Raw genomic sequence first — 21,236 nt, forward strand, 5'->3', positions numbered from 1 at the left:
GATCATGAAAAATAAAAAACTATATATACTGGCCATTTTAGCTATTGCATTTGCATCTTGCAATAAGGAGCTTGATGAAGTAAATATCAACCCGAATGCTCCGGAAATTCCATCACCAGATTATTTATTAACGGGAGCCATCAAAAACACGTCAGATACTTATTGGGGAACTACCAATAATCTTAATTCGAGTTTGCTTTTCGTACAACATTGGGCTAAAGTTCAATATACAGAAGAAGATCGGTTTATCTATTCGAACAGCAGTTTTACCGCCTTATGGGCTACCGGATATGCGCAGAGTATAGCAGGTTTAAATAAAGTAATTGAGCTGGGCGATGCACAGGCGAACCCGAATTATAAAGGTGTGGCACTTGTGCTTAGATCGTGGGTATTTTTATTGCTTACTGATGCTTATGGCGATATCCCTTATACCCAGGCCGGCAAAATTAAACAGTTTGTTACGCCTGTTTATGATAAACAAAAGGATGTGTACTTCAATATCTTAAATGATTTGAAATCTGCACAAAGTGTATTAAACGCTACTTCAGGCGCACCAAAAATTTCTGGAGATATCCTTTACGGTGGAAACATTACACACTGGAAAGAATTTGCCAACTCATTGCGTTTACGAATTGCACTGCGTATTGCAGATAAGGAACCTGCAAAATCCAAAGCAGTTATCGACGAGATTAATGCCGAAGGAGGAAGCTATATCAATAGTAATGTTTTTAATGCAAAACTTGTTTACCAGGCTTCGCCACAACAAAATCCGGTGGCTGCATCATTCGAAACCCGTAATGATTACAGGATCAGTAAAACTATTGTTGATAAACTTATTGCTTTAAATGATCCACGATTGCCAGTTTATGCCAGTAAAACGGAAAATGCGCCACAAGGATATGTTGGTATACCGAATGGCTCTACCAACTCTGAAGCGAGTGCGATTGGTTTGGCAAACTCTTCAAAACCCGGAGCTTATTTTTTAAATCCACTTGCGCCAGCAGTAATCATAAGTTATTCCGAAGTGCTTTTCGATAGGGCAGAAGCAGCAGCACGAGGTTTTACTTCAGAAAATGCAGCAGACTTATACAAACAGGCCATTATAGCTTCGTTTAACCAGTATGGCATAACAGGAAGCCCTGTAGATGCTTACCTTAACCAAGCAGCAGTACAATACGATGCTGGTAACTACAAAAAATCTATCGGTGAGCAAAAATGGATTGCTTTATTTGGTCAGGGTTTAGAAGCCTGGGCAGAACAAAGAAGATTGGATTATCCGCAGTTAACGGCTTCTGTAAATACGGTGTTGAACGGTAAAATTCCGGTACGTTTTATTTATCCGGGTACCGAGCAATCGTTAAACGGTCAGAATTATAAAAATGCAGTGAGCAACCAAGGACCAGATTTATTAACCACCAAACTTTGGTTTGATGCTTTTTAATTAAATGGTGAGTAACATGAATATCTTAAACAGATAGGTTTACGTCATTACGAGGAGCGAAGCAATCTTAATGCGCTGGCTAGTAGCGATCGTTTTATGATTGCTTCTAAATTTCTCCTCGCAATGGCGATAGCTTTACCACTGCAAACAGCTAATAATATAGTGTTGAAGGGTTTGTTATAAGATTTCTCCGCTTTGCTTTGGATAAAATAACGATTGATGGATAGATTTTATCAATGAAAGGTAAAAGTAGAATTCCAATAAAAAAAGCGTTCCAAAATTAAATCGGAACGCTTTTTTTTATTTAATCTTCAAAGAAAGAGATACCTCACATCTGGAGATTCCTCTTTTTTTCGAGGTATTCATCTCGCTAAATCTTCAGCAGCATTGCTTGCCCTGTTTTTTAAGTCTTCAGTATATCCTTTTGCCTTATCAGCCCATTGCGGTGCTTTATCCAATAATTCATCTACGATTGATTGTCCTGTGATTGGATCTTTCTTGGTGATATATTTAACGCCTGCATATACTGCAGCGCCAATAATTGCTGTTTTTAAAATTCCCATGTTCTTTTCTTTTTTTTATAATTAACATTTCAAAATCACTAAAAGTTTTAGATGATTTTGAAGCCTAGTTGTTACAAAGTTTTATCTTATTAGCAATTAATAGCCATAAGCATAACACTATCTAGGCTACATTTAAAATAATCGGCAAATACCATGGCGTTGGTTATAGCAGCATTAAATAGTAAATTACTATTTAAAAATTAATGATCATTTAATAGATCAGCCTTGCAAGATCGGCTTGCATGATAAATATTACATACATTATCATGATTAAATTTATATATTTCGGCCTAATTAACCTCTTATAAATCGATTAAACCAAATATTGCTGCATGAATAAGGAAAAGCTGTTCAATGAAATCAAAGAGTTGAGCATCATAAATTCTTTCTCGAAGCACGAACAGCTTGTACAGGGAATCATTAATGGCTTAAACCATAAGTTAATTGCCAAGGGCGATATTTTGCCTTCGGTAAACGAAATGATGAGAGAAACCGGTTTCGCTAAAGAAACCATCGGTAAGGCCTATAAGGAGCTGATTAGCAGAGGTATTTTGGAGTCGAAAAACAGGATGGGTTATTTTGTAGCTACTGATGATACCGAGCAACACCTTAAAGTTTGTTTGTTAATTTATGCATTTGATACTTTCCAGGAGACTTTTTACCAGAATTTTCGTGATCATTTAGGCGAAAACATCCAGGTTGATGTATATTTCCACCACAACAATTTTAGTGTATTCGAATCGATCATTAACAGCAATAAAGGGCAGTACGGCCTGTATGTTGTAGCCCCGATAGAAAGTGAGGCTGCCAAAGCGGTATTGGAACAGTTACCTAAAGAAAAGTTGCTCATCGTAGATCGGTACATAGCACTTAAAGGCGAATATTCGTACATCGTTCAAGAATTTAAGAAAGCATCATACAACGCTTTTTTACAACTTGCCTCCAGGATCAAAGAATTTTCTCAGTTTGTTTTCTTCTTTAAACCATCATCGGCCGAACCGAATGAAGTACTGCTTTCTTTTAAACGTTTTGTGAAAGAATTTAAAATTAACGGGGTAATTAAAAACAGTTATGAACCGGGCAGCATTGAGCGCGGAAAGGTTTATTTTACCATTCACAACCTCGAACTTTGGGAAATGCTTAAAGATACCAAGGTGAAGGGATTGAAAGTGGGCAAAGATTTAGGCATTCTCTCTCATAACGATGATAACGTAAAAGAGATCATTTTTGATGGAATTACCACATTTTCGATTGATTTTGCCGAAATGGGCCGTTTAGCAGCCGAATTTGTGCTCAACCTGAAGCCTATAAAACATGTAATGGAAAATAAACTTATCAGAAGAAATTCTCTTTAACACCATCGCGTGGGTACTACAGCAATCATCAGCTTTATTTTGTTTACGGTACTTGCCGCAGCAATATCCTATTTTAAAACAAGGAAAACACAGCGCACCACCATCACTGGCTTTTTCTTCGCCAACCGAACAAACGGTTTTATTATTATTGGGGCTTCGCTTTTTTTTAGCAACATCAGCGCCAATCAGTTTATCGGCGAAAACGAATCGGTTTACATCAATAACATGTCGGTAATAGGGTGGGGAATCTCTTCTATTCTGGCCATGATCATTGTATCCGAATTTTTTATTACTATTTATTTCAAAACTGGCATCCGCACCATTCCCGATTTTTTAGAGAAACGTTACGACAAGCAAACAAAAACGCTCGTATCGGTCGTATTTCTCTTTAGTTACATCATAAACCTGCTTCCATCGGTACTTTATGGTGGGGCCGTTGCTTTTAGTAACCTGATTAACCTTTCGGGTTTTCACCTGTCGTATTGGGAAAGTATATGGATATTTGTATGGGTAATGGGTTTAATCGGTTCGGTTTATACCATTTTAGGTGGTTTTAAAGCAATTACCATTTCTGATACTGTGCTGAGTGCCGGTATGCTCATTTTAATTATAGCCCTGCCTTATTATGGATTGCGTTATTTGGGAAATGGCGATTTCTTTGGCGGACTTTCTACCGTACTTTCTAGTAAAAAAGAACACTTAAACTCAATTGGGAATAGCAGTGATGCCGTACCATTTTCGACCTTGTTTACAGGAATGCTGATTGTTAATCTATATTACTGGGGGATGGAGCAGTACATTATTCAGCAGGTGCTGGCGGCCAAAAGTTTGGAAGAGGGGCAGAAAGGAATTGCGTTAACCTGTTTTGCCAAATTGCTATGTCCGTTACTGATTAATATACCGGGTTTAATCGCTGTACACTTGTACCCCATTTTGAGCAATACCAACCAGGTATTTCCGCTGCTGATTAAAGATGTGTTGCCTCCGGTATTAACCGGTTTATCGGCCTGTGTGCTTTTCGGTGCTGCCATTACCACTTTTAATGCCGGGTTAAACAGTTCGAGTACTTTATTTCTTTTAAATTTATACAAACCCTTTAAAGAAAAACAAGGCCAAACCCTTTCAGATAAAAGTTTATTGCGTACAGGGCGGTTGTTTCAAATTGCGGTTTCACTTTTTGCAATGGTTTTTGCGCCATTTATAATTTTCTCTAAACATGGTTTTTACGAGTACCTCCAAAAAATAAGCGCAATATTTAGTCTGCCAATTTTTACAATCATTTTTTTAGGTTTTATTACCAAAAAAATGCCCCCCATAGCGGCTAAAATCGGAATGATTTTCTTTATCACCTGTTACGTATTAAGCGAATGGGTATTTACCATTCACCTTCATTACCTGCACACACTTGCCATTATTTTCTTAATCACCATCGCATTAATGCTCATTATTTCCAAAATGCATCCCAATCAAAGTCCTTACACATTGGTATTGGATAATAAAATAGAAATAATTCCATGGCGCAGCAGGCATTATTACCATGCAGTATTAATTTCGCTCATGGCACTCGTCTTTTTCATTTTTTCAAGCTACATACTGGCCTAAGCTGATTGATTATTCTTAAACGTTTTATTTAAGAAACTTGGATTATTAATTATTTTGTTTATCATTGTATCAGAAAATAATAGGATAGGATAGGATAGGTCAAAAATTACAATTTGTGATCTTTCTTTAACCATTTTGTTTCTCCTTAAAAAAAGGGCATAGGGCAAATAAGATGTTTAAGTAACTGTTCTTCAATCCTGAGCATATTTTCTATTAACCAAATAATCCAAAATTATGAGAAATTTTACTACATGTGCAGCAATGCAAACCTTTGCTTCGATTGCAAAAAGATGGCGAACAGAGTTACAAAATCTTAAAAGAGATTAATTCCTGTCTATTCACATCTATCTACAATTTTTTAATTCATCATTTAAAAGCTAATTGGCAAATGAAGCAATTATTTTTGTTTTTTAGGCACCTTTCGGTGTCTGGCAGGCTAAAAAATGCATTGGTATCGGCAGGTTCGGTACTTGTATTTTTCCTGATTTTTATGCCTGTAAAAGGTTATTCCCAGGTGGGAAAGAAAACCATTACAGGTAAAGTTACGGATACTTTGGGAGTAGGGCTTCCGGGTGTAACCGTGGCAGTAGTGAACAAGGTTAATGTGGGTACCCAAACCGATAATAATGGTAAATATGTACTCGACGTAGCTCCGGGAGAAATCCTTCGGTTTTCATACGTGGGTTATCGCGAACAAAGAGCCACTGTTGGTACAGCTAACGTACTAAACATTAAATTGGCAGAAGAAAACATGCTTTCTGAAGAGGTTGTTATTACCGCCCTTGGCCAAAAGCAACGCAAAGAAGCTTTAGTAGGCTCGGTTACTACAGTAAAAGTAGGTAACCTTAAAATCCCTTCAAGTAATTTAACCAATGCACTTTCGGGACAGATTGCAGGTGTAATCGGTTACCAGCGTAGCGGACAGCCGGGACAAGATAATTCGCAGTTCTTTATCCGCGGGGTAACTACTTTTGGTTATAAACAAGATCCGCTAATTTTAATTGATAACGTTGAACTAACAAGTTCTGACCTTGCAAGGCTTCAGGTAGATGATATTGAAAGTTTTTCTATCCTTAAAGATGCAAGTGCTACAGCATTATATGGCGCAAGGGGAGCAAACGGCGTAATTTTGGTTGCAACTAAATCAGGTAAAGAAGGGAAGGCGAAAATTAGTTTCCGTTTGGAGAATTCTGCATCTCAGTCAGTTCAGAGTTTACAACTTGCAGATCCAATTACTTACATGAGGCTTTTTAATGAAGCCACTATTGGAAGAGGAATGGATCCTATGTTTACGCCTAACCAGATTATAAATACCCAGGCTACCATTAATAAAAGCCCTGGTTATAACGAATATGTTTACCCAGCGGTTGATTGGCTTGATATGCTGTTTAAAAAACGCACGAGTACGCAAAGGGCTAATCTTGGTATTAGCGGAGGCGGTGGCGTAGCCCGTTATTATATTGCAGGCTCTTATAACCTTGATAATGGCATACTTAAAGAAGATGAGCGGAATAACAACGATAATAATGTGAAGTTCCGCAATTATCAACTTAGGTCTAACATTAATATAGATTTAAGCAAAACAACAGAAATGGTGGTGCGTTTATCCGGTAATTTCAGTGAGTATAACGGGCCTTTGGCTACAGATGGCGGATTTTCTACCGATTTATACAATATCGCTGTACATACAAGTCCAGTTTCATTTCCTGCATTTTATCCAGCTGATGCGGCCAATCAGAATGCTCAGCATATTTTATTCGGAAATAGAGGTGGAGCGGGAGTTAACAGTATTCTGGATAATAATCCCTATGCTGCTATGTTACGCGGCCACAAGAATTCATCCGAATCGCGCATGTCTGCCCAGTTTGAAGTTAATCAAAAATTAGATTTTTTTACAGAAGGTCTTTCATTCAAATCTATTTTTAGCACAAACCGGTATTCTTATTTTGATTCGCAAAGAGCCTATTCACCTTTTTACTATAATATTGGTTCCTATGATAAACAAAGCAATACCTATGTTTTAAATTGGCTTAATTCATCTGTAACTGATGGTGCACCCAATATTGCACAAGAATACCTGTCTTATAACCCCGGCAATACCAATATCAATACTTTCCTGTATGCACAGGCATCATTAAATTATGATAAGGCTTTTGGCAACCATAATGTAAGTGGCACAGTAATCGGTACCGCACAACAAACTGTGTTTAGTAATGCAAGTTCATTACAAAATTCGCTTCCCTACAGAAACCTGGGTTTAGCCGGACGCTTAACTTATTCGTACAAGAGCCGTTATTTTGTTGAAACCAATTTTGGCTATAACGGATCTGAAAGGTTTTCGGAAGATCATCGGTTTGGTTTTTTTCCAACCATTGGTGCAGGATGGGTGCTTTCTAATGAAGAATTCTGGAAGGGTGGAATTTCCAATGTAGTTAATCGCTTAAAATTAAGAGGTAGTTATGGTATTGTGGGTAACGATGCTATTGGAGCACAACGTTTCTTTTATATCTCTGATGTGAATTTAAACGGTGGCGGAAATTATGCTCAGTTTGGTTTCAATGGTGGCTCTAACCGCAGTGGGGTATTTATTAAAAATTATGAAAATAAAGATGTTACCTGGGAAACATCACAACAAACCAATTTAGCTTTGGAAGCTACACTGTTCAAAAACCTGAATTTAATTGCAGAGGTATACAATAACTATCGTTATGATATTTACATGAGCCGTGCAAATCTGCCAACTACACTTGGTTTAGAAGCCAGTGTGGGAGCAAATGTTGGTGAGGCTAGATCGCGAGGTATTGATTTATCATTAGATTACAAGTTTAATGTAAATGCATTTTCGTTTGCTGTACGCTCTAACTTAACTTTTGCTAAAAATAAGTACATTAATTATGAAGAACCGCAATGGGCAGAATCTTATAGATATACTACAGGGCAGCCCATTAGCAGGAACTATGGTTACATTGCCGAACGTTTGTTTGTTGATGATAAAGAAGTACAAAATTCACCCACACAAATCTTTTCTGCAAATGGTAAGGCTCCCCGTGCCGGCGATATTAAATACCGAGATTTAAATAATGATGGTAGAATTGACGAGGCGGATAAGGCTTATATAGGTTTTCCTCAATCTCCGGAAGTAGTATATGGTTTTGGATTTAGTTCATCATACAAAGGTTTCGATCTTTCTGCCTTTTTTACTGGTCAGGATAGAATGACTTTCTTTATCGATCCAACACGGGTAAGTCCATTTGTTCCCAGTAACCAGCAATACATTATAGGAAATACCCAATTGCTTAAAGATTTTGCCGATAATCACTGGTCGCCAGAAAACCAGAATCTTTATGCCCTTTATCCAAGATTGGCTGTAAACAGTGCCGATTTAGAAAACAATGCACAAACCAGTACTTGGTGGATGAGAAACGGGCGGTTGATGAGGTTAAAATCAGTGGAGTTTGGCTATACCCTCCCTCAGCGAATTTCATCAAAAATTAAGCTTAATTCCTGCCGGATTTACTTCAATGGACTGAATCTCCTAACCTGGAGTCCGTTTAAAATGTGGGATCCCGAACAAGGTGGAAACGGCTTTGCCTATCCGATACAAAAGGTATTCAATGTTGGTCTTAACGTAACGTTATAATGAAAACGATAAAAAAATATTTCAAATACAGCTGCATTGTTTTAATCCTTTGCAGCACTGTATCCTGTAAAAAATACCTGGATGTAACCCCTGATGATATTGGTACGCTTGACTATGCTTTTAGGAATAGAAATGAAGCAGAAAATTACCTTTACTCATGTTATGCCTATTTACAAAGGATGAACGATGTAGCTTCAAATCCAAGTTTTACTACATCCTCAGAATTGATATATTCCAATACTCTTGATAATTTCCAAGGATTTAACAGAACCGGCTTTAATTTGCTGCGCGGAACTCAGACAGCTGCAAAACCAGGTTTAAATACTTGGGATGGTGAAGAAGGAAGCTATAGCCTTTGGCGCTCCATCAGGATTTGTAATATCATGCTGGAAAATATTGACAAGCCAATTGATTTAGGTGCAACAGAAAAAAAGCGCTGGACCGCCGAAACTAAGTTTTTAAAAGCCTATTATCATTATGTTTTGTTTAAAATGTATGGCCCAATACCGCTGATTAAAAACAATTTAGCTATAAATAGTGCTACTGACGAGGTAAGAATCAAACGTGCTACAGTTGATGAATCGGTTGATTATATCGTATCGCTTTTAGACGAAGCAATTCCTGATTTACCAGCAGTAATTACCAGCCAGGCTACAGAGTTGGGGAGAGTAACCAGCGTAATTGCACTTTCGGTAAAGGCAGATGTGTTGGCAACAGCAGCTAGTCCACTTTTTAACGGTAATCCTGATTATATAAGCTTTAAAGATAAAGAAGGAATAAGTCTTTTTCCGTCCGCTTATGATGCACAAAAATGGAAGAAAGCTGCTGATGCTGCCAAAGTTGCCATTACTGCAGCAGAAGCACAGGGAATTAAGTTATATACTTTCACTTCACCATCAACCGTTGGCAAATTATCTGATTCAATAAAAAGACAGCTTGATGTACAAAATGCTGTAGCAGAAAGATGGGAGTTAAACTCAGAAATCATCTGGGCATCAAACCCTGAGTTTAATTACCAGGGATTTGCAACTCCGAGGTTAACTGCTAAATCAGCAGTAAATAATTTTTCAAATCCTTCAACATTTTCTGCTCCAATAAGTACGCAAGAGCTGTTTTATACCGTAAATGGTGTGCCAATTACTGAAGATAAAACATGGGATTATGCAGGTAGAAATACTATAAAAGCTGGCGATAATGCCAGTAGATACTATATACAACAAGGATATGAAACGATAAAAGGTCATTTTGCAAGAGAAACCCGTTTTTACGCAGATGTTGCTTTCGATGGTGGAATTTGGTTCGGAAACGGACGAAACAATCAGGATGATCCTTCAAATCCTTTATACTATGTATCAGCAAGAGGTAACGGTTTTGCTGCACCGAGTGATAACATCAGATTAAACATTACAGGTTACTGGCCTAAAAAATTGGTAAGCTATGCTTCAGTTTATGATGATGGTTTTCAGCCTTCTGCCTTCCGTTTGCCATTGATTAGATTAGCGGGATTATATCTCCTTTACGCTGAAGCGTTAAATGAAGTAAACGGACCAACAGCAGAAGTATTCACTTATATTGATAAGGTTAGACAAAGGGCTGGTTTACAAGGTGTACAGGCCTCATGGACCAACTTTTCAAGAAACCCCAATAAATTTAGCACCAAAGATGGTTTAAGGCAGATTATTCACCAGGAAAGACGGATTGAATTGTGCTTTGAAGGCCAGAGTGGCTGGGATTTAAGAAGATGGAAAGAGCTTCAGGCGGTATTGAACAACCCTATCCAAGGTTGGAGCATTAATAATGCCGAAGCAATTAACTATTATCGTCCAACAACGCAGTTTATTCCGGTTTTTGGCTTAAAAGATTATTTGTGGCCAATTAAAAGCTACGATTTGGTGGTTAACCCAAATTTAGTTCAAAACCCTTACTGGTAGTTTAAAATATTTAAAGACATGAAGAATATTAAAAATAGTATTTACTTAGTCCTTATAATTTCCATGGCATTGAGCATTGCTGCCTGCAAAAAGATGGAAACCTATAACGATCCTGCTTCTTCAGATATGACGAAACCAGGTGTAGTATCCAATATTAAAGTTGAAAATTTTAACGGTGGCGCATACATTACCTATGCATTGCCAAATTCAAAAAATCTATTGTATGTACTGGCCAGTTACAAAATAAATGGCGTAACCACCAGAGAAACAAAATCGAGTTATTACTCTGATTCGATTATGGTAGATGGTTTCGCGAAAAAGCAAGGTTACGAGGTTACTTTGTATGCGGTAAGCAGGGCAGAGGTTAAATCAGATCCTGTAGTGGTAAAGGTAAATCCTGATACACCACCATATTTGTTAGCCAAACCAACCATTAACGCTGAGGCAGATTTTGGCGGGATAAAAATTACCGGCTTTAATCCATTAAAAAACAATCTAGGTGTTATTGTTTTAGGTGTAAATGATGCCAATGTATCTGATGTGATTGATCAGCACTATGGTAAAACCGATACTATATCCTATTCAGTAAGAGGTTATGCACCAATTCCAAAGAAAATCGGCTATTATGTTACTGATAATTTTGGAAATATCTCCGATACAACGTACAAAACGATCACACCATTTTTTGAAACCATACTTGATCGGAATAGGTTCTTTCAATACAAACTTCCTTCGGATGGTGAGATTGCATATGGCTGGGATCTTCCTTATTTATGGGATGGTAAAACAGATGGCAACTCGAACGGATGGCACACCGCGCCAGGTGGTGCAATGCCTGCAATAGCCACCTTTGGCTTAGGCATCAGTGCAAAATTAAGCCGATTTATTTTATGGGAGCGACCAGATGGTGGAGATAAATATGCCTACGGACATGGAAACCCAAAAGTATTTTCAATTTGGGGATCTGATTTATCCAACCCACGAGATGCGCAACTGCCATTATCAGCACCAGTTGGTACGGTAATCGGAGATTGGGTTAACATGGGCAATTATAATTTTCCAAATCCACCTTCGGGCTTAGCCCCTGTAGCACACACCACCGCAGATAATGATTTTGTAAAAGCAGGTGTAAGCTTCAATTTTCCGCTTACCGCCCCTAAAGCGCGTTATATCCGTTTGTCTGTAAGCACAACATGGTCTAACGGTACTTTTGCTCACGCAATGGAAATGGCATTTTATGGCGATCCACGGTAATAATGAATACAAAAGATAAATTTCAGTTATGAAAAATATATATAAAATTAGTGGGTTGCTATTGTTACTGATAACAATAATCATCAGCTGCACAAAAGATGACCTTGCCTTTAAAGACTATTTAAAAGATGGTGAGATTGTTTATCCTGGTCGCGTAGCCAATATTGTAACCAAACCAGGTAATTTAAGAACAGCTTTATGGTGGAACCCAAGTCCGGATCCAAGCATTAGTAAATATGTGGTTTACTGGAACAACAATGTCGATTCAGTAGTGGTGAATTCTGGTAGCCACAATCCTTTAGATACCATTAAAGTAACCATTCCCAACTTAAAAGAATATACATATACTTTTACCGTATATTCTTACGACGCACAAGGCCATAAATCGATCCCGATTGAAGCCAGAAACGTTAGGGTATATGGCCCTTTATATCAATCAGGACTATTAAACAGGCCTTATAACGCAACAAATCCCTATGTTCTAAATGGAAACGGATCTGTACAGTTAAATTTTAAAACGCCAGATACCATTAATGTAAATACCATTGTTCGCTATACCAATACCACGGGTGCTACCATAGATAAAACACTTTTGCCCGCAGATACAGCTCTTACGCTAACCGATTATAAAGCAGGAACAAGTATATTGTACAAATCATCTTATATTCCAGGTAAGGGATCATTAGATGTGTTTGCCGTAAGCGATTTTTCTACCTTTCCTCAAATTTTTACTTATGTACTTTGCGACCGTTCGCTTTTTGCAGAAGTACGTTTGCCTGGCGATGCACAAACTTATGAGTCTGGCACAAGCATCAGCAAGCTTTGGGATGGAAGTGTTGGTCCGCAGAGTTATCCTAATATTTTTCACAGTGCAGGTAACAGCGGTATGCCACATGTAATTACCTTCGATTTAGGTAAAATTTATACTAATTTATCGCGTATAGAAGAAACCGGAAGAGATTGCTGTAATAATCCCGATCGCTTCGAAGTTTGGGGCACAGCCGATTTAAGCAACGCCACCACAACATTATCGGCAAGTGATAATGGCTGGCCTGCACAAGCAATAAGCAAAGGATGGACTTTATTAAAAGATGTAACCAGAACGGATGACGGGAAAAATGCTTTTACTGCTGAGTTAGATAATGCAGGTAAACCGATTCGTTATATTCGCATTAGGATTAAACATGTAACAACTGGAGATGGAAATTATAGCAATATGAGTGAAATCAGGTTCTGGAACAAACAGTAACAACACAAGCGTCGTCATTTCGACTGTAACGCAGCCGGATGTTAAGATAGGAGAGAGCTGTCTTAATAAATTTCTCTTCCTCGTTTCACTACTGTCGAAATGACGATTGCCTTAGTAGAAAGGGATTAATTAATTGTCGTTACCTTGAATTTATTAAAGGGTGTACGATATATAATAGATGCTGAAATGAATTCAGCAAGAGGATTTTTATTAACTTAAATCCATTACAAATTACAATAACACACAAATTCAAATATGCATCGAAAGTTACTGATCATTACTTCACTATTCTTCTTTTTAACGGCTAACTATGCAATGGCGCAACAAAAGCCGCTATTGCTTTGGTACGATAAACCTGCCAAAATATGGGAAGAAACCCTTCCTTTAGGCAACGGTAAACTCGGTATGACGCCTGATGGAGGCGTCGATAAAGAAAACATAGTACTTAACAACATTACTTTGTGGAGTGGAGGAAAACAGGATGCCAATAATTATGAAGCCTATAAGAGTTTGCCAAAAATCAGACAACTCATTCTTGAAGGCAAAAATGATGAAGCGCAAGAATTGGTTAACAGCAATTTTGTATGCAAAGGGCAGGGCTCAGGAGGGGGAAACTGGGGTAAATATCAAACTTTGGGCAATTTACAGCTTGAGTACGAATATCCTGGAGTTAAGGAAACAAACCCCGAAGCCTATAAAAGGACTTTATCACTCGATCAGGCAGTAGCTGTTACTGAATTTACGCTCAACGGTGTGAAATATAAGCGGGAATATTTTTGCAGTTTTGATGATGATGTTGCTATTATCCGCATAACATCCGATCAGCCTAAAAAACTAAATTGCAACATTTCCATTAACAGACCCGAAAAGGCAACACTTGCCAGCCAGGGCAATGAATTGTTGATGTTCGGTCAGTTAGATAACGGAACCGATGGAAAAGGCATGAAGTACATGAGCCGGGTGAGCACAACACATAAAGATGGCGAGGTTACGAGCCAGGGCAACATACTTAAAATTAAAGATGCAACCGAAGTTATCATTTATGTTGCCGCTGAAACTGATTTTATTCATTCTGATTTCGAATCAAACGTAAAAAATATACTTCAGGCAGCAAAGAAGAAAGCTTTTGCAACTGAACTGGCCAATCATCGTGCAAACTTCGGTAAGTTATTTAACCGCTTAAAAATTAATTTGGGTGAAGGTGATGCAGCAAAACTGCCTACAGATGTTAGGTTAGAACGCTTTTATAAAGATTACAAAAACGATGTATCACTTAGCGCATTATTTTTCCAGTTTGGCCGGTATTTAAGCATCAGTAGCACCCGGGTTGGGCTTTTACCTCCAAATCTTCAGGGTTTATGGGCAAATCAGATCAACACACCATGGAATGGAGATTACCACCTGGATGTTAACGTACAGATGAACCACTTCGCTATTGAGCCTGCTAATCTTTCTGAACTTAATCTTCCACTGGCAGAATTAGTACGAAATTTAACTGCAAATGGTGCAAAAACAGCAAAAGCTTATTACAATGCTGATGGGTGGATTGCACATGTAATTACAAATGTTTGGGGATTTACAGAGCCCGGAGAAAGTGCATCATGGGGTGCTTCAAATGCAGGTTCGGGTTGGTTATGCAGCAACCTTTGGGATCATTTTGCTTACAGTCGCGATTTAAAATACCTGAAAAGCATTTACCCAATTTTAAAAGGATCGGCAGCATTTTACCAGAGTGCATTGGTTAAAGATCCGAAAACGGGCTGGTTGGTTACCTCTCCATCGGTATCGCCCGAAAATAGCTTCTATTTACCAAACGGGAAAACAGCAAGCATTTCAATGGGACCAACCATTGATAACCAAATTGTGAGGGAGCTTTTTAATAACGTTATTACCGCAGCAAAACTGCTTAAGGTAGATGCAGCATTCAGTGCATCGTTACAAGAAAAACTAAAATCTATTCCACCTGTGGGGGTAATTAGTAAAGATGGCCGTATACAGGAGTGGTTGGAAGATTATAAGGAAACCGATCCACAGCACCGCCACATTTCACACTTATATGGCGTTTATCCGGCCGGATTAATTACACCAACATCAACGCCGGAATTGGCCGAAGCCGCTAAAAAAACACTTGAAGTAAGAGGAGATGACGGCCCAAGTTGGTCTATTGCCTATAAACAGATATTTTGGGCAAGATTACAGGATGGTAACCGTGCATTTAAACTTTTTAGGGAGATTTTAAAACCTACTTTACGCACCGATATCAATTATGGAGCCGGTGGCGGTGTTTATCCGAACATGTTATCAGCCGGACCACCATTTCAGATTGACGGAAACTTCGGTGCCACTGCGGCCATTGCCGAAATGCTGATCCAGAGTCATGATGGTTTTATCGAATTGCTACCTGCCGTTCCTGATGCTTGGAAAACATTTGGCGAAATAAAGGGATTAAAAGCCAGAGGCAATTTTACAGTGGATATGAACTGGAAAAATGGTAAAATCACTTCTTATAAAATAGCTTCGGCATTACCCCAAAAGGTAAAAGTTAAAATAAACGGAAAACTGACCACCATCACATCGGTTAAACTTTAAAACTGAACATGATTTTTAAATTTTTATTCAGGCATAAGTCGCTTTTAATATCAAGCATATTGCTCTTTCTAATCAATCCGGCTTTTGCTACGGTTATAAATTATGGCAAAGCCGGAAAAATAGATTATAACCTGCAAACCGGTACTTTTAATGTGTACAATGGAAGCAATAACCTGTTGCTAAACGGTTTTTCTCAGGCAAATATCAATCAAAAGATAGTGAGCTCGAAAGAATACAAACAAATTAGCTATACCAAATCTTCAATTAAAGATGGATTTGGAAAAGGTTTTAAATATAGTTTTCATTTAAAGCAGAAAGGTTTACCCGATATGCTTCAAATATTTTATACTTATAGCAATGCTGATTATTTTTTGATCGAAATTACATTAAAAGGAGCTGATTTATCGAGTAACCACATGGTACCTTTAAGTGGATCGCTGATTGATGACGACACTTTGGATACACCCACAAGTTTATTTGTTCCCTTTGATAACGATACCTTTATTTCGTACAATGCCAGCCCGCTGAAAAGTAATACAACCAACCAAAGTGCAGAAGTTACAGTTTTATACCATGATTTATCTAGAAAAGGTATTGTAATTGGCTCAGTAGAACATCAGAATTGGAAAACTGGCATCATTACGGCTATGGATAAGGATAAAAATATAAGTCTGCAAGCCATTTCCGGGTTTACCGATGAAAAAATTACCCGCGATAAAATTGAACATGGTTATTTAAAAGGAGATGCCATTAGTTCGCCAAAGGTGTTTTTTGGTGTTTTTGTTGACTGGCGCGAGGGAATGGAAACTTATGCGAAAGCAAACCGTATAGCTGAACCACCAATTGTTTTTAAATGGAAAGCGGCCACACCTGTAGGCTGGAACAGCTGGGGTGCCATGCAAGAAAAGATAACCCTAGAAAAGGCGAACCAGGTTACAGATTTTTTTACCGATAGTTTGAAGGCCTTCAGAATTGGTGATGTGGCATATATCGACCTGGATTCGTATTGGGACAATCTTTTAAATGGAGGTTTACATGGCGATTACTCAAAACTTAAAGCCTTTGCCGACCATGCAAAGGCTAAAGGATTGAAACCCGGTATATACTGGGCGCCTTTTGTTGATTGGGGCTTTGCTGCGGGTGGAAAACGTGTAGCAGATGGCAGTTTTTATACTTTTGAGGGCATGTGGACAAAAGTTGGCGGCGCATACCACGATCTTGATGGTGCCCGGGCATTGGATCCCACACATCCTGGTACCCAACAGCGCATTAAAACCGTAATTAATAAGTTTAAGGAATGTGGTTTCGAAATGATCAAGATTGATTTTTTAGGTCATGCAGCAATAGAATCAGACCGTTTTTACGATCCCAAAATTAAAACAGGTATGCAGGCTTACAAAGCAGGTATGGAATTTCTGCTCAAACAGCTGGATGGTAAAATGCTGGTGTACGCAGCCATATCGCCAAGTTTGGCTTCAGGACGTTATGTACATGTACGCAGAATTGCCTGTGATGCATTTAAATCAATAAAAGATACCGAATATACTCTAAATAGCGTAAGTAACGGCTGGTGGCAAACTTACCTTTACGATTATATTGATGCCGACCATGTGGTTTTTGGCGATCAATCTGAAGGTGAAAATACAGCAAGGTTTTTATCGGCCATTGTTACCGGAACCTGCATTACCGGCGATGATTTTTCGCGCAAGGGTAAATGGACCAACACCGCACAGCATTTGCTGAACAACAGCGAAATTTTAAATGTTTTGAAAGATGGAAAGGCATTTGTTCCCGTTGAAGGTAATAGCGGTAAATCTGCTTCGCAACTTTTTATAAAAGATATTAGCGGTGTAAAATACCTCGCTATTTTTAATTACGAAAATGAAGCGAAAGGTTACAAAATCGATTTTTCGAGAATAGGCTTAAACGCAACAGAAGTTTACCTTTCAGAAAACCTTTTAATCAAAGAAACTAATCCCCTTAAAAATAACCAGGTAATTAACCTAAAAGCCAAAGATGCTGTTATTTTTAAAATAAAACTTAAGCCCTAAAATCAACCAAATATCTATAAAACATTATTGAATTACTATTGAAAGAAATGAACAGATTACATCAACTTACCAGTTATTTTAAGCATGGCGCAGTGGCAATCGCCGTTTCACTTTTTACCCTCGCAACTGTTAATGCGCAAACCATAATTCCTATTGAAACCGCTCATAATGCGTTGGTTTTACAGGCAGATGCAAAAAAAGATCTTAAAACTATTTTCTTTGGTAAAAAACTAGCCAATAAAGAAGAATATATCCAGGTTAGCGGTCAATATAAGCAGACAGACGATTATAGTGAACAACTTAATGCTGCCTACACTCCTTCGGGATCGAGAAACCTGGTGGAGCCTGCCATAAGTGTTACACATGCCGATGGCAACAATTCGCTCGATTTAAGTTACGTTGATCATACTGTTACTGCCATTGATGATAACGTAAGCCTGTTAAAAATAAGGTTGAAAGATCCTGCATATAATTTTGAGGTAACATTATTTTATAAATCTTTTTACAAGCAGGATGTAATTGAACAGTGGACAGAAATTAAACACAGCGAAAAAGGCATAGTGACATTAAATAAGTATGCATCAGCCAATTTGCACCTTAAATCGCCACATTTTTGGCTTAACCAGTACCATGGTGATTGGGCAAAGGAAATGCAGCCTGAACAAAGTGAACTTACACACGGCATTAAAACATTGGATAGTAAACTTGGTACAAGGGCCAATCTTTTCCAGCCATCGGCTTTTATGATTTCGCTTGATAAACCTGCAGAAGAAAATGAGGGTAATGTGTTGTATGGCGCTTTGGAATGGAGCGGAAATTTTAAAATCGACCTGGAGCTTGATTATCAAAATAACCTGCGCATTATTGCCGGAATGAACAATTATGCTTCACCTTATGGCTTAAAACCTGGTGAATTATTTACTACACCAGCATTTTTATACACTTTTTCCAACCAGGGTAAAGGAGATGCCAGTAGAAAATTACAAAACTGGGCACGTAACTATAAAATACTTGAGGGTAATGGCAGTAGATTAACACTCCTGAACAATTGGGAAGCTACTTATTTCGACTTTAACGAACAGAAACTCGCTGATTTATTAAAGAATACTAAAAAATTAGGTGTTGATTTATTTTTGCTCGACGACGGATGGTTTGGAAATAAATATCCAAGAAACGACGACCATGCGGCTTTGGGCGACTGGCAGGAAAACAAAAAGAAATTGCCAAACGGCATCTCTTCACTGGTAAAGGAAGCCGATAATGTTGGTACTAAATTCGGTATCTGGATTGAACCTGAAATGGTAAGCCCAAAAAGCGAACTGTATGAGAAGCATCCAGATTGGGTAGTAAAACAACCTAACCGACCAGAACATTATTTCAGAAACCAATTGGAACTTGATCTTTCGAACCCCAAAGTACAAGATTTTGTTTTTAGCGTGGTTGATGGTCTGTTTACCAAAAATCCTGAGTTGGCTTATATAAAATGGGATTGTAATGCGGTAATTTATAATGCCTATTCTTCACATTTAAAAAACCAGTCGCATTTTTATATCGATTATGTAAGGGGATTATATAGTGTATTACAACGCATTCGTGCAAAATACCCAACCGTACCAATGATGTTGTGTTCTGGTGGTGGCGGCCGGGTAGATTATGGTGCTTTACAGTATTTTACAGAATTTTGGCCGAGCGATAATACCGATCCCTTAGAAAGGATTTTTATGCAATGGGAATATTCTTATTTCTATCCTGCCGTGAGCAGTTCAAACCATGTTACCGATTGGGGCAAACAATCTATCAAGTTCCGAACAGATGTAGCCATGATGGGAAAGCTGGGTTTCGATATTGTGGTGAGTAAATTACCCGAAAAAGAACTTCAGTTTTGTCAGGAAGCCATTAAAAATTACAACGATGTGAAAGCAATCATCTGGCAGGGCGATCAGTACCGTTTAGCCGATCCACGTTCCGGGAGTGTAGCATCAATGTTGTATGTTAACGAAGAGAAAACCGAAGGTGTAATTTTTAATTACCAAGTAAATTACCGTTATGGTGAAAGCAGCAAGTATCCGGTTAAATTAAACGGTTTGGATGCCAATAAAAAATATCAGATTAATGAAATTAATCTTTTTCCGGGCACGAAATCGCCAATTGATGGCAGTAAAACTTATACAGGAGATTTCTTAATGAATGTAGGTTTTAACCCAATTTTAAACACGGATAGGACCAGTGTAGTGCTGAAGTTTGAGGAAGTGAAGTAAAATTGAGCGATTATCATTGCCAGGAGGACGATGAAGCAATTTTTCATGCTAGTCATTGTTTTAGAGATAACTTTCTAAGCTGAAAAGGCTTCTAGAATGACGATTTGGCTAAGGGCCTTCGACTACGCTACCATTGACAGATTCTAATAAAAAGCGTCGTCATTTCGACTGGAACGCAGTGAAATGGAGAGATCTATTATGTTAATTTCTCGGCTACGTTGGAGCGGTCTACATTGTTAGGCACGAAGCATTTTTCACGTTTCTTTACTCAATTTATTATTGGATCAATATGCAAAGAGATGCTAAATAAAATTTAGCATCTCTTAAGTAAACTATCTTTTTTCAATATTTTTATCCTCTTCCAGGATAATACGTTTTCACATAATTAATATCGCCTTGCGAAATGGTGGTGTTGCTTGGTGCTATTGCAACATTATTGGTTGTAAAGCGCGCCTGAACAGGATAGTGCATAATTGATTTGGTATCATATTCTTTAAATAAGCTTATTAAATCGCTAGAGCAACGATTTGCTATTTAAACGCCAATAACATGTTTAAAATGGTAAAGTTGCTTAAAACGCTTTAAAATGAAAGTGCAAATTTATATAAACGCCATATTGAAGTTTACAGAGGAAGTAAAGCAAAGCAAGTAGAATTTGGTAAAGTTAGTCTCATAGTTGGGACACGTTGGAGTATGTTATAGGCGAATTCCAACGTGTTCAAAAAATAATGATTTTCTATCAATCAAGTTAGATAATAACTTTATACTACAACCCATCCATGCTATTTTGGAAAGAGATGCTAGTTTCGTCATACTGCTGGTGACCGTAACCATATTTTTTGTTCAATTGATAAAGTGAAATATAGAGGTCAACTGGATCCATATTTGTCAAAATCCATTCCGTCACAATAACAGCCATTTCACCCATATCATCATTATAGCTCATGCGGCTATCTGCACCTCTTTTTCCAGACTTATTTTTAGCTTTTCCTCTAGTTAAAAAGATGTTTTGCTCTTCATAAATTATTTTGCGCTCACTTTCAAACCCTTTGCCTTTAGGAAGATACCGACGTAGTAAATTCTTGACTTTGTTATAGTATAGATCATATTTTTCCGATGGATCTTCGATTTGCCTATTTACGAGTTCCTTCAATTCATCAACTACTTTCAAAGAGCCGTCTGAACCATCAATAAAAAGTTGCTTTCCTACAATTTCCTTTGACTTTTGTAAAATTTCTAATTTTTCTAAGTGGTGCTTATCATCAACGTTTGCTTCTGATAAATTCTGATTTTTATCCTTCAT

Annotated in this window: 12 protein-coding genes; 10 read left to right on the top strand and 2 right to left on the bottom strand. The window is 38.0% G+C overall.

All coding sequences use genetic code 11. The annotated features are described in order from the left end of the window. Nucleotides 1-4: 4 nt before the first annotated feature. The gene (locus ACZZZW_RS15070; protein ID WP_463494567.1) at nucleotides 5-1,441 is read left to right on the top strand and encodes a SusD/RagB family nutrient-binding outer membrane lipoprotein; all 1,437 of its coding nucleotides are present in this window, start codon (nucleotides 5-7) and stop codon (nucleotides 1,439-1,441) included. A gap of 362 nt (nucleotides 1,442-1,803) precedes the next feature. Here the strand turns inward: ACZZZW_RS15070 and ACZZZW_RS15075 are convergent, their stop codons facing one another. Next, on the bottom strand, nucleotides 1,804-2,004 hold the full coding sequence (locus ACZZZW_RS15075; protein ID WP_055909822.1) for a hypothetical protein: 201 nt from the start codon (nucleotides 2,002-2,004) through the stop codon (nucleotides 1,804-1,806). A 332-nt stretch (nucleotides 2,005-2,336) separates the two neighbouring features. Here ACZZZW_RS15075 and ACZZZW_RS15080 point away from each other — a divergent pair, with 332 nt between their 5' ends. The 9 genes from ACZZZW_RS15080 to ACZZZW_RS15120 all read left to right on the top strand — a co-directional run bounded on the left by ACZZZW_RS15080 (nucleotide 2,337) and on the right by ACZZZW_RS15120 (nucleotide 19,933). Further along, nucleotides 2,337-3,359, top strand: coding sequence for a GntR family transcriptional regulator (locus tag ACZZZW_RS15080; RefSeq protein WP_463494570.1), 1,023 nt, complete (start codon nucleotides 2,337-2,339; stop codon nucleotides 3,357-3,359). Between the two features lie 9 nt (nucleotides 3,360-3,368). Continuing rightward, on the top strand, nucleotides 3,369-4,961 hold the full coding sequence (locus tag ACZZZW_RS15085) for a solute:sodium symporter family transporter (protein ID WP_463494572.1): 1,593 nt from the start codon (nucleotides 3,369-3,371) through the stop codon (nucleotides 4,959-4,961). 388 nt (nucleotides 4,962-5,349) lie between these two features. Next, a complete protein-coding gene (locus tag ACZZZW_RS15090) occupies nucleotides 5,350-8,601 on the top strand; it encodes a SusC/RagA family TonB-linked outer membrane protein (RefSeq protein ID WP_463494574.1) in 3,252 nt (1,083 codons plus the stop codon). Next, the gene (locus ACZZZW_RS15095; RefSeq protein ID WP_463494576.1) at nucleotides 8,601-10,532 is read left to right on the top strand and encodes a RagB/SusD family nutrient uptake outer membrane protein; all 1,932 of its coding nucleotides are present in this window, start codon (nucleotides 8,601-8,603) and stop codon (nucleotides 10,530-10,532) included. The genes ACZZZW_RS15090 and ACZZZW_RS15095 overlap by 1 nt, the downstream gene beginning before the upstream one ends. A gap of 18 nt (nucleotides 10,533-10,550) precedes the next feature. Continuing rightward, complete coding sequence (locus ACZZZW_RS15100; RefSeq protein WP_463494578.1) at nucleotides 10,551-11,786, top strand: DUF5000 domain-containing lipoprotein; 1,236 nt, start codon at nucleotides 10,551-10,553, stop codon at nucleotides 11,784-11,786. A gap of 28 nt (nucleotides 11,787-11,814) precedes the next feature. Next, complete coding sequence (locus tag ACZZZW_RS15105) at nucleotides 11,815-13,035, top strand: DUF4998 domain-containing protein (protein ID WP_463494580.1); 1,221 nt, start codon at nucleotides 11,815-11,817, stop codon at nucleotides 13,033-13,035. Between the two features lie 255 nt (nucleotides 13,036-13,290). Beyond that, nucleotides 13,291-15,624 carry a glycoside hydrolase family 95 protein gene (locus ACZZZW_RS15110; protein ID WP_463494582.1) on the top strand — a complete coding sequence of 778 codons (2,334 nt, stop codon included), beginning with the start codon at nucleotides 13,291-13,293 and terminating at the stop codon, nucleotides 15,622-15,624. Between the two features lie 8 nt (nucleotides 15,625-15,632). Next, nucleotides 15,633-17,675, top strand: a complete 2,043-nt coding sequence (locus ACZZZW_RS15115) for an alpha-amylase family protein (RefSeq protein WP_463494584.1) — start codon at nucleotides 15,633-15,635, stop codon at nucleotides 17,673-17,675. A 47-nt stretch (nucleotides 17,676-17,722) separates the two neighbouring features. Further along, a complete protein-coding gene (locus tag ACZZZW_RS15120; RefSeq protein WP_463494586.1) occupies nucleotides 17,723-19,933 on the top strand; it encodes an alpha-galactosidase in 2,211 nt (736 codons plus the stop codon). A gap of 766 nt (nucleotides 19,934-20,699) precedes the next feature. On the opposite strand, the gene ACZZZW_RS15125 is transcribed toward ACZZZW_RS15120, so the two are convergent. Continuing rightward, nucleotides 20,700-21,236, bottom strand: coding sequence for a hypothetical protein (locus tag ACZZZW_RS15125; protein ID WP_463494588.1), 537 nt, complete (start codon nucleotides 21,234-21,236; stop codon nucleotides 20,700-20,702).

Source organism: Pedobacter sp. AC379, from assembly GCF_979258145.1.

What these genes read in the sequence shown, in the direction of transcription:
- ACZZZW_RS15070 (WP_463494567.1), top strand. Translation starts at nt 5, where the DNA reads ATGAAAAATAAAAAACTATATATACTGGCCATTTTAGCTATTGCATTT.
- ACZZZW_RS15075 (WP_055909822.1), bottom strand. Translation starts at nt 2,004, where the DNA reads ATGGGAATTTTAAAAACAGCAATTATTGGCGCTGCAGTATATGCAGGC.
- ACZZZW_RS15080 (WP_463494570.1), top strand. Translation starts at nt 2,337, where the DNA reads ATGAATAAGGAAAAGCTGTTCAATGAAATCAAAGAGTTGAGCATCATA.
- ACZZZW_RS15090 (WP_463494574.1), top strand. Translation starts at nt 5,350, where the DNA reads ATGAAGCAATTATTTTTGTTTTTTAGGCACCTTTCGGTGTCTGGCAGG.
- ACZZZW_RS15095 (WP_463494576.1), top strand. Translation starts at nt 8,601, where the DNA reads ATGAAAACGATAAAAAAATATTTCAAATACAGCTGCATTGTTTTAATC.
- ACZZZW_RS15100 (WP_463494578.1), top strand. Translation starts at nt 10,551, where the DNA reads ATGAAGAATATTAAAAATAGTATTTACTTAGTCCTTATAATTTCCATG.
- ACZZZW_RS15105 (WP_463494580.1), top strand. Translation starts at nt 11,815, where the DNA reads ATGAAAAATATATATAAAATTAGTGGGTTGCTATTGTTACTGATAACA.
- ACZZZW_RS15110 (WP_463494582.1), top strand. Translation starts at nt 13,291, where the DNA reads ATGCATCGAAAGTTACTGATCATTACTTCACTATTCTTCTTTTTAACG.
- ACZZZW_RS15115 (WP_463494584.1), top strand. Translation starts at nt 15,633, where the DNA reads ATGATTTTTAAATTTTTATTCAGGCATAAGTCGCTTTTAATATCAAGC.
- ACZZZW_RS15120 (WP_463494586.1), top strand. Translation starts at nt 17,723, where the DNA reads ATGAACAGATTACATCAACTTACCAGTTATTTTAAGCATGGCGCAGTG.
- ACZZZW_RS15125 (WP_463494588.1), bottom strand. Translation starts at nt 21,236, where the DNA reads ATGAAGGATAAAAATCAGAATTTATCAGAAGCAAACGTTGATGATAAG.